This is a genomic window from Marinimicrobium sp. UBA4509, assembly GCF_002388575.1.
GTDB classification, from domain to species: Bacteria; Pseudomonadota; Gammaproteobacteria; order Pseudomonadales; family Cellvibrionaceae; genus Marinimicrobium; species Marinimicrobium koreense.
The window spans coordinates 9,105-18,879 of sequence record NZ_DGMV01000067.1; the positions used below are offsets into that span (position 1 = coordinate 9,105).

Genomic DNA, 9,775 nt, shown 5'->3' on the forward strand with positions numbered 1-9,775 from the left:
CGGCCCTAGTGAAAGCAACATCCGCCGCTGGATTATCGAGAATGACTGGCTGGATACCATCATTGCTCTGCCGGACCAGCTCTTTTATAACACCGGTATTTACACCTACATCTGGCTGGTATCCAACCGCAAGCCGGCGCAACGCAAAGGCAAAGTGCAATTGATCGATGGCACCCGACATTACCGCAAGATGAAAAAGAGCCTGGGCAACAAGCGCAACGAGCTGAGCGACGAGCACATCGAAGAGCTGACCCGCCTGTACGCCGACTTCAAGAACAATGCCAAGTGCAAAGTGGATCTCAATGGCAAGTGCGAAAAGCGGATCTGCTCCAAAATCTTCGATAACCGCGATTTCGGCTACCTAAAAGTGATTGTCGAACGTCCCCTGAGGCTCAACTTTCAGGCCAGTGCAGAGCGTATTGAGCGCCTGTGGCAAGAGAAAGCGTTCCTCAGTCTGGCGACCAGCAAGAAGCGAAAAAACCAGAATGAGCACGACTCCGAAGTTGAAGCTGGTAAAGCCACCCAGCAGCGTATTCTCAAGCTGCTGAAGAAACTCAAGGACACCCTTTACCAGGACCGCGCCGAGTTCGAGCCGGTGCTGAAAGCCGCCTTCAAAAGCGCCGGGGAAAAGCTGCCCGCCGGCACCAAAAAAGCCATCCTTGCCGCCCTGTCCGAGCGCGACCCGGAAGCCGCTATCTGCCTGGACAAAGACAGCGATCCGGAACCGGACAGCGAGCTGCGCGATACCGAAATCGTCCCACTGCCCGACGACATCCCCCTGCCGCTGCCCATCGGATACGAGAAGGATGCCGACAATACAGAGTTGCTGGAACTGGTGTACGACCATTGCGAGGCCTACCTGGCCCGCGAGGTACTGCCCTTTGTGGACGACGCCTGGATTGACCACTCTAAGACCAAGGTGGGCTACGAGATTCCCATCAACCGGCACTTCTACGTCTACGAGCCGCCCCGGCCGCTGGAAGACATCGAGCACGATATCCAGGGCCTGGAAAAAGACATTCTGTCGATGCTGAAAAAGGCGACCGCATGAGCGTTGGCGATCTGATCCTCTATCGCAGCGACGACGGCCGGACGGAGATCCAGCTCCGGGCCGAGGGCGACACCGTCTGGCTGACCCAGCTGGAAATGGCGGAGCTGTTCGATACCAGCAAGCAGAATGTGAGCCTGCATGTTCGTAACATACTGAATGAGAAGGAGTTATCGGAGGATTCAGTTGTCAAGGAATCCTTGACAACTGCCGCGGACGGCAAGAGCTACCGGGTTAAATGGTACAGCCTGCCCATGATTCTGGCCGTGGGCTACCGGGTGCGCTCGCCGCGCGGCACCCAGTTCCGCCAGTGGGCCACCGCCCACCTGGAGGAGTACCTGGTCAAGGGCTTTGTGATGGACGACGAGCGCCTCAAGGAGCCCGGCGGCTGGGACTACTTCGACGAGCTGCTCGAACGCATCCGCGACATCCGCGCCTCCGAGAAGCGCTTCTACCAGAAGGTGCGCGATCTGTTCGTCCTGTCCAGTGACTACCGCGCCGACGACCGCGACGCCCAACGGTTCTTTGCCGAGGTGCAGAACAAGCTGCTCTACGCGGTGACCGGCCACACCGCCGCCGAGATCGTGGTCCACCGTGCCGACCCCGGCGAGCCCAATATGGCGCTCACCAGCTGGAAGGGCGCCCGGGTGCGCAAGCAGGATGTGGCCATCGCCAAGAACTACCTCGCCGCCGACGAGGTGGACACCCTCAACCGCCTGGTGGTGATCTTTCTGGAGCAAGCCGAGCTGCGCGCCAAGGACCGCAAGGACCTGACTCTGGATTATTGGCGACGCAATGTGGACCGGCTGCTGGAGTTCAACGAGCGGCCTGTTCTGGAAGGTGCGGGCGCCATCAGCGCCGAGCGGGCGCGACAGGTGGCCCGCGAGCGCTTTGAACAGTTCGACGTACAGCGGCGACGGAATGAGGCGCTGGAGGCCGATGCCGAGGATTTGCGGGAATTGGAAGCACTGGAGAAGCAGGCGAAACAGCGGGATGACAAGTCATGAGCATGCAGCAATACGAAAATTATAAGGACACTGGAAACACATGGCTTGGTCGCGTTCCTTCCAGTTGGGAGGTGCGCCGCGCAGATTTCGTCATCAAAAGCCAAAAGTTTCAGGTTGGTCCATCTGATCTCGAAGATGTTGATGTCTACCATTATGCAATCCCGACTGTTCAGTCGACTGGAGCAGGGGCTATTGAAGAGGGCGAATCAATTGATAGCGGAAAGCTGATAATCAACGAGCCTCAGGTTCTTGTCTCAAAATTGAACCCTAGGAAAGCTACTGTCACCATCGCCGATCCGCATGCGGAATACCTTACCGTCGCCTCCACAGAATTTGTTCCGCTTATTCCATACGATGCCGACCTCAGATACATTTTTTATACCTGGAAGAGTGAGAAGGTCACCAAGCGGCTGTCATCTTTTGTTCAATCAGTCACCCGAAGCCACCAACGCTGCGACCCGGCGGATATCACCAAGATCCCGTGGGCCTGGCCAAGCTTGAATGAACAACAAAAAATCGCCACCTTCCTCGACCGAAAAACCGCCGAGATCGACGCCCTGATCGACAAAAAGCGCCGCCTGCTCAATCGGCTGGCCGAAAAGCGCACCGCTCTGATCACCAGCGCCGTCACCAAGGGACTTAACCCCGATGCGCCCATGAAAGACAGTGGTATTGAGTGGCTGGGGGAGATTCCAACGCATTGGGATGTTATGGCAATTAAGTGGATTACCCCCGTCTTACGAGGGGCTTCCCCACGGCCGATTGACGACCCCATCTATTTTGATGACGATGGCGAGTATTCCTGGGTGAGGATTGCAGATGTTACAGCTTCGGAAGTGTGCCTGGAAAAGACAACTCAAAGATTGTCAGAGCTGGGCGCAAGTTTAAGTGTGAAGCGGCATCCGGGCGATCTGTTCCTGAGTATTGCAGGGAGTGTTGGGAAACCCATAATTACTGGAATTAAGTGCTGTATTCATGATGGTTTTGTATATTTTCCTCGAATTCCCCATGAACTATCCGAGTATCTGTTTTGGATCTTTAAGAGTGGTCAACCCTATCTAGGGCTTGGGAAGCTCGGGACACAGTTGAATTTGAATACGGATACAGTGGGCGGAATCCGTATTGCTGTGCCGCCAACGGATGAGGTAAATGAAATCGTAGAGTGGATATCTCACAGTGTGAAAAGTCTGGACGAGATCCATGAGCGCATAGGTAACGCCATTGCGTTGCTAGAAGAATACCGCTCCGCCCTAATAACAAACGCCGTCACCGGCCAGATTAAAGTCAGCTAAACTGGGGAAGCCTATGCACCAGGAAATCTACTTTGAACAGGCCATGGAGCAGTCGCTGATTGAAAAAGGCGGCTATCAAAAAGGCGACCCCAAGGGTTTTGACCCGGCCCGGGCGCTGTTCCCCGCCGAGGTGATCGCCTTTATCAAGGCCAGCCAGCCGGCCCGCTGGCAGCAGTTGGTGAAACTGCACGGCGAGAAGGCGGAGGAGGTTTTGCTGGGCTCGCTGGTCAAGGAACTGGCCTCCAAGACCGCCCTGCATGTGCTGCGTCACGGCTTTAAGTGCTATGGTAAAACCTTCCGGCTGGCATTCTTTGCGCCCAACACCGGCATGAACCCGGAAGCCGCCGAGGCCTATGGCCACAACCGCCTGCGGGTGACCCGGCAAGTGCATTTCAGCGAGACGCACCCGAAAAAGTCCCTGGATATGGTGCTGTCCGTCAATGGCCTGCCGGTGGTCACGCTGGAGTTGAAAAACCCCATGACCGGGCAGACGGTGGACGACGCCATGGCCCAGTACAAAAATGACCGCGACCCGGGCGAACCCATATTTCGCTTCAAGGAGCGGGCGCTGGTGCATTTTGCCCTGGACCCGGACCAGGCCTTTATGACGACCCGCCTGACCGGTGCGAGCACCTGGTTTTTGCCCTTTAACCGGGGTCATAACCATGGCGCCGGCAACCCGCCGTCGGACGATGGCAGCTACCGCACCAGCTACCTGTGGGAGCGGGTGCTGACCCGCGACAGCCTGATGGACATCCTCGCCCGCTTTTTGCACCTGGAGGTGAGTGAAACCAAGGTCGCCACCCAAAAGGGCGTTAAACGCAAAAAGAAAGAAACCCTGATCTTTCCCCGCTACCATCAGCTGGGCGCGGTGCGCCAACTGATCACCAGCGCCCGCGCCCAGGGGCCGGGGCACAACTATCTGGTGCAGCATTCGGCGGGTTCGGGGAAGTCCAACTCCATCGCCTGGCTGGCCCACCGCCTGTCCAGCCTGCACGACAGTGAGGACAATAAGGTCTTCGATACCGTAGTGGTGATTACCGACCGCCGAGTACTGGACCAGCAACTGCAAAACACCATCTACCAGTTCGAGCACAAACAGGGGGTGGTACAGAAGATTGACGAGAACACCCAGCAGCTCGCCCTGGCGCTATCATCCGGCGTGCCCATTGTTATCTCCACCATCCAGAAGTTTCCCTTTATCACCCAGGCAATGGACACACTCGCGAAGAAAGGCGAGGAAGTGGCGCTCGACACCGGCGGCAAGCGCTTCGCGGTGATTGTGGACGAGGCCCACAGTTCCCAATCCGGCGAAACGGCCATGGAGCTGCGCAAGGTGCTCAACCGCGATGGTATAGAATCCGCCATTGCCGAGGAGTTTCTAGACGTGGAGGAAGAAGCCCTCTCCGAGGAGGCCCGCAAGGCACTATTCGCAGAGATGCTCAAGCGCCCGCGCCAGCCCAATATCAGCTTCTTTGCCTTTACCGCCACACCCAAGTTCAAAACCCAAGCGGTGTTCAACGAGCCCGGCCCGGATGGCCAGCCGCCGTTCCACCTGTACTCCATGCGCCAGGCCATCGAGGAAGGCTTTATCATGGATGTGCTGGATAACTACACCACCTACAACACCTATTACGGGCTGATCAAATCCATCGAGGACGATCCCCAGGTACCTAAACGCAAGGCGGCCAAGGCGCTGGCGCGCTTTATGTCGCTACACCCGCACAATATCGCGCAGAAGGTGGAGGTGATCGTGGAGCACTTTCGCCACAACACCCGCCACCGCATCGGCGGCCGGGCCAAGGCCATGGTGGTCACCGGCTCGCGCCTGCACGCGGTGCGCTACAAAAAGGCCTTTGACCAGTACATTAAAAAGCACGAGATCACTGGCATTCGCTCGCTGGTGGCCTTCTCCGGCAGTGTGACGGACCCGGACTTTCCCGATCATTCCTACACTGAAGTGGGCATGAACGAGGGCATCAAGGAGTCCGAGTTGCCGGAGCGCTTCGACTCCGAACACTATCAGGTATTGCTGGTAGCGGAGAAATACCAGACCGGGTTTGATCAGCCCCTGCTGCACACCATGTATGTGGATCGGCGGCTGGCGGGCATTCAGGCGGTACAGACACTCTCGCGCCTGAACCGCACCACCGCCGGCAAGCAAGACACCTTCGTACTGGATTTTGTCAACGAACCGGGCGAGATCTATGAAGCCTTCAAGCCCTACTACGAGGTCTCGCCACCCGGTGAGCCCAGCGACCCGCACCAGCTCTATGATTTGCAGCACCGCCTGGAAGAGCACCAGGTGTTTACCGAGGATGAGGTGAACGCCTTTTCCGAAATTTGGTACAAAAACCGTAACGAGCCGACTGCCGCTGACCACCAGAAGATCAACGCAGTACTGGATAAAGCCGTGGATCGTTACAAAGCGCTGGACGAGGACGAGCAGGACCAGTTCAAGGGCCAGCTTGCCACCTTTCGCAACCTCTATGCCTTCCTGGCGCAGATTATCCCCTATCAGGACAGCAGCCTGGAAAAACTTTACAGCTACGGGCGCTTCTTGCTGCACAAGCTCCCACGGGACGCCGACGACACCGTCTTTGAACTGGAAGACGAGGTCTCGCTCAAATACTACCGCCTGCAAAAGATCAGCGAAGGCGCCATCGACCTGGGCGTGGGCGAGGCAAGGCCGCTCTACGGCCCCACCGAAGTGGGCACCGGCCGCGCCGAGGACGACGAGGTGGAACTGTCCACCCTGATCGGCAAGCTCAACGAGCGTTTTGGCACCGAGTTCACTCCGGCCGATCAACTGTTTTTTGACCAGATAGCCGCCAGCGCCGCCGAGAACGACACGCTGCGCGAAGCCGCCCAGGCCAATACCCGTGACAACTTCGCCTATGTGTTCAACCGAATGCTGGAAAACCTGTTTATCGAACGCATGGACGGCAACGAGGAAATCTTCGGCCGCCTGATGAATGATGACGATTTCAGGCGCATCGCTGGAGAGCACTTGCTGGACAACGTATATGAGCGCCTACAAACAGAGCAGGAAGAGGCATCACGTCACCAGGGCCAGTAAGTTGCATAGCAAATCGGTCAGCCGGACCGCTGAGAGCACCGCTCCCTCTACTCTTATCGGCCGGCTACCTCAAGCGTTACAAAAGTGCGCAGAGTGATCTGGCCCTTGTCGCCTACAGCTTTGGCTTGGAACGATTTAGCAAAGCCGATTTGATTGCTTCCGCCCCCTTCCGATAACACACTACCGCAAGCAACTCTGAATCAATCCAAATGCCCCAATAACGACCCCCACGGTAGTGCCCGATCTCAATGTTCGGTTTGTGCCTCTTCATAATACCTCCGCTGTTTGCTTGGTTACCCGTTGATTCCATCCAGGAAGGCACAGGACCACTGTTCCGCATGACTTCGGCCCAATAACGCGAGTCTCTTGGCATCCCGGATCGTCCTGTCTTCCGGGCTAAAAGCCTCCAGTCGCTCTGCTAGGGCGGAGAAAAGCGCTTCCAAATAGTTAAACTGCTCAACAGCAAGGCATGCTGCATCGCGCACGTTGCTCTGTTCCAGGTCGTCTGGTTTGGTCATCTCCGCCTCCTTCAATTACTCTCCTTAAATCGACCCATCCAGTAGAGCGCAGACCACGAATTACGGTCTACAGACGATAAGTAGCGCTTTCCCGCTTTGTTGAGACAACCATGATCATCTCCTCCACCCACGATTACCGCCGCGCCGCCAAACGCCGCCTGCCGCCATTCCTGTTTCACTACATCGATGGGGGCGCGTACGACGAGCACACCCTGGCGCGCAATGTGGCGGATCTGCGCGATCTGGCGTTGCGGCAGCGGGTGTTGAAGGAAGTGGGGGAGGTGGATCTGTCGGCGCGGCTGTTCGGGGAGGCGGTGAGCCTGCCGGTGGCGCTGGCGCCGGTGGGGCTCACCGGGATGTACGCGCGGCGGGGCGAGGTGCAGGCGGCACGGGCGGCGGCGTCGCGCGGCGTGCCGTTTACGTTGTCGTCGGTGTCGGTGTGTCCCATCGAGGAGGTGCAGCCGGCGATGACGCGGCCGATGTGGTTTCAGCTGTATGTGCTGCGCGACCGCGGTTTCATGAAGAACGCGCTGGAGCGGGCCTGGGCGGCGGGGGTGCGGACCCTGGTGTTCACGGTGGATATGCCGGTGCCGGGGGCGCGCTATCGCGATCGGCATTCGGGGATGTCCGGGCCGTTCGCGTCCTGGCGGCGGATGCAGCAGGCGGTGACGCACCCGCGCTGGGCGTGGGACGTGGGCCTGCGCGGGCGGCCCCACGATCTGGGCAATGTGTCGGCCTATCTGGGCCACCGCATCCATCTGGAGGATTACATCGGCTGGCTGGGCGAGAACTTCGATCCGTCCATTGGCTGGCGGGATCTGGAATGGATTCGTGAGTATTGGAAAGGCTCGATGGTGCTTAAGGGCATTCTCGACCCGGAGGACGCCCGCGAGGCGGCGCGCTTCGGCGCGGACGGCATCGTGGTGTCCAACCACGGCGGACGCCAGCTCGACGGCGCGCTCTCCTCGGCCCGGGCGCTGCCGGCCATCGCCGACGCCGTGCAGGGCGACCTGACGATCCTGGCGGATTCCGGCATTCGCTCCGGCCTGGACGTGGTGCGGATGCTCGCCCTGGGCGCCGATGGCGTGCTGCTCGGCCGCCCCTTCGTCTATGCCCTCGCCGCTGCCGGCGAGCAGGGCGTGGCCCATGTGCTGGACCTGATCGCCAGCGAGATGAAGGTGGCGATGACGCTGACTGGGGCGAGGGCGGTTGGGGAGATTTCGCGGGAGAGTCTGGTGCGGGCGGGTGGCTGAGACCCGTTTGACAAGCGTCACGTGACAAAATACGATCATCAGCATGATCAAGACGTTCGCGGACAAGCGCACCCAGGCGCTCTATGCCAAAGGGAAGGCAAAGACATTTCCGCCTGATGTGGCCTCCCGGGCAGCGCGTAAGCTCGAGTACGTAGACCTGGCGACCTGCTTGGATGATCTGAAGGTGCCCCCGGGTAACAGGCTGCATGCGCTTTCCGGTAACCGCCAAGGGCAGCACTCCATTTCAGTCAACACCCAGTGGCGGATCTGCTTCCGGTTTGAGAACGGCAATGCCTATGACGTTGAAGTCTGCGATTACCACTGAAGTGAGGTGATGACGATGGCGATTTCCAATACCACCGGTATCCAGCGTAAGCCGACGCATCCCGGCGAAATGCTCCGAGAGGATTTCATGCCGGACTATGATCTGACGGTGGCAAAGCTTGCCGAGCGCCTCGGCGTGTCCCGGCAGTCGGTGAATGAGCTGTTGCGCGAGCGCCGCGCGGTCAGCCCGGAGATGGCGTTGCGACTTGGGCGTTTGTTCGGCAATTCTCCGGAGTTCTGGCTTAACGCGCAGCGCGCCGTGGATTTATGGGCCGCGTCACGGTCGGTGCAAGAGGAAGTGTCGCGGATTAAGCCGCTGGATGCTGCGTAAGCTGCCATGCGTGACGACTACGATTTTTCCAAGTCAACGAAGAACCCCTACGCCAAGAAGCTGGCGGAGAAGAAGGACCTGCCGTAAAGCGACGGAGTATTTGGGGGGGGGGCAGGGTACAATTGGACGGTACCCAGTATGCAATCAGACGCTCCTTTGGCCGTTAACGCCTAATCAAAAATCGACGGCGAAAGAATCGTCGCCTTCGCCAGGTACTCGATATCCCCGGCTTCCATGCCCGCCGCTGAAAACAACTCCTTCCAGTGTTTCTCCACCACCAGCTTCATGGCGTCGACGCACTCGGCGGCTTCGCGTTCGCTCAGACCAAACCGTTCCGCCTGGCTGAGGGCGTTGTTGAGCGTGGCCGCGCGGCCCTGGTGGCCGACGGCCATGGCCAGGTCCGCCGAGTAGCCCAGCCTGGGCTGGGGGCAGATGTCGTAGCCGGGTGTCAGGTCGAGGCCGGTGCCGTCCCAGAAGCAGGCGTGGTTGCGGGCGTGGTCGTCGGTGTTGCCGATCAGGATATTGAAGACCATGCGCCGGAAGAGCTCCCGGCCGTCCTGTTCGAAGTTCCTGGCGTATTGGCGCAGGACGTCGGCCAGCTCCAGATAGCTGGCTTCGCCGGTGCGGACCGCGTATTCGTCCAGATCCAGCAGGGTCATGGCGCTGAGCATGTGGCGGCGGGTCGGGGCGCCGGTCGCGTGGGTGTCGCGGTCGAAGCGGCGGACCAGCAGCACGTCCTTGCCGGAGACTTCCAGGACCCGGGTGTCCGCCACGGTCAGGCCGGCTTTGGCGGCGAGCCGCATGGCGCCGTGTTCGGCGGCGATCATGTTGAGGGTGTCCCGGCTGGAGCTGAATTTGGCGACCAGCCAGGACTTGCCCCGCCGGAACAGCACCTTGGGCCGGGCGCCGCCGATGCTGGTGCC

General features: G+C 59.3%; 9 protein-coding genes. 7 read left to right on the forward strand and 2 right to left on the reverse strand.

Annotated features, from left to right (window positions below; genetic code table 11):
- The 4 genes from B3520_RS13330 to B3520_RS13345 form a co-directional block, all read left to right on the forward strand.
- The coding region (locus tag B3520_RS13330) for an N-6 DNA methylase (RefSeq protein ID WP_286876245.1) at positions 1 to 1,051 on the forward strand (1,051 nt) is incomplete at its 5' end.
- Positions 1,048 to 2,055, forward strand: a complete 1,008-nt coding sequence (locus B3520_RS13335; protein ID WP_286876247.1) for a virulence RhuM family protein — start codon at positions 1,048 to 1,050, stop codon at positions 2,053 to 2,055. The genes B3520_RS13330 and B3520_RS13335, both read left to right, overlap by 4 nt.
- Entirely contained in the window at positions 2,052 to 3,347 is a 1,296-nt protein-coding gene (locus B3520_RS13340; RefSeq protein WP_286876249.1) for a restriction endonuclease subunit S, read from the forward strand. Before B3520_RS13335 ends, B3520_RS13340 begins: the two co-directional genes overlap by 4 nt.
- A 13-nt stretch (positions 3,348 to 3,360) precedes the next feature.
- Entirely contained in the window at positions 3,361 to 6,426 is a 3,066-nt protein-coding gene (locus B3520_RS13345) for a type I restriction endonuclease subunit R (protein WP_286876251.1), read from the forward strand.
- Positions 6,427 to 6,719: 293 nt separating this feature from the next.
- Here B3520_RS13345 and B3520_RS13350 read toward each other — a convergent pair whose 3' ends face one another.
- Positions 6,720 to 6,944, reverse strand: coding sequence for a hypothetical protein (locus tag B3520_RS13350; RefSeq protein WP_194865796.1), 225 nt, complete (start codon positions 6,942 to 6,944; stop codon positions 6,720 to 6,722).
- 110 nt (positions 6,945 to 7,054) lie between these two features.
- On the opposite strand from B3520_RS13350, the gene lldD reads away from it, so the two are divergent.
- From lldD to B3520_RS13365, 3 genes are read left to right on the forward strand one after another with little or no spacing between them, the layout of a single operon-like run.
- A complete protein-coding gene (lldD, locus tag B3520_RS13355; RefSeq protein WP_286876254.1) occupies positions 7,055 to 8,197 on the forward strand; it encodes an FMN-dependent L-lactate dehydrogenase LldD in 1,143 nt (380 codons plus the stop codon).
- 43 nt (positions 8,198 to 8,240) lie between these two features.
- Positions 8,241 to 8,522: a type II toxin-antitoxin system RelE/ParE family toxin gene (locus B3520_RS13360; protein ID WP_286876256.1), complete on the forward strand. Its 282-nt coding sequence runs from the start codon at positions 8,241 to 8,243 to the stop codon at positions 8,520 to 8,522.
- A gap of 15 nt (positions 8,523 to 8,537) precedes the next feature.
- Positions 8,538 to 8,852, forward strand: coding sequence for a HigA family addiction module antitoxin (locus B3520_RS13365; protein ID WP_286876257.1), 315 nt, complete (start codon positions 8,538 to 8,540; stop codon positions 8,850 to 8,852).
- A gap of 170 nt (positions 8,853 to 9,022) precedes the next feature.
- Here the strand turns inward: B3520_RS13365 and B3520_RS13370 are convergent.
- On the reverse strand, positions 9,023 to 9,775 hold a 753-nt coding region (locus B3520_RS13370), incomplete at its 5' end, for a type II toxin-antitoxin system HipA family toxin (protein WP_286876259.1).

What these genes read in the sequence shown, in the direction of transcription:
- B3520_RS13335 (WP_286876247.1), top strand. Translation starts at nt 1,048, where the DNA reads ATGAGCGTTGGCGATCTGATCCTCTATCGCAGCGACGACGGCCGGACG.
- B3520_RS13340 (WP_286876249.1), top strand. Translation starts at nt 2,052, where the DNA reads ATGAGCATGCAGCAATACGAAAATTATAAGGACACTGGAAACACATGG.
- B3520_RS13345 (WP_286876251.1), top strand. Translation starts at nt 3,361, where the DNA reads ATGCACCAGGAAATCTACTTTGAACAGGCCATGGAGCAGTCGCTGATT.
- B3520_RS13350 (WP_194865796.1), bottom strand. Translation starts at nt 6,944, where the DNA reads ATGACCAAACCAGACGACCTGGAACAGAGCAACGTGCGCGATGCAGCA.
- lldD (WP_286876254.1), top strand. Translation starts at nt 7,055, where the DNA reads ATGATCATCTCCTCCACCCACGATTACCGCCGCGCCGCCAAACGCCGC.
- B3520_RS13360 (WP_286876256.1), top strand. Translation starts at nt 8,241, where the DNA reads ATGATCAAGACGTTCGCGGACAAGCGCACCCAGGCGCTCTATGCCAAA.
- B3520_RS13365 (WP_286876257.1), top strand. Translation starts at nt 8,538, where the DNA reads ATGGCGATTTCCAATACCACCGGTATCCAGCGTAAGCCGACGCATCCC.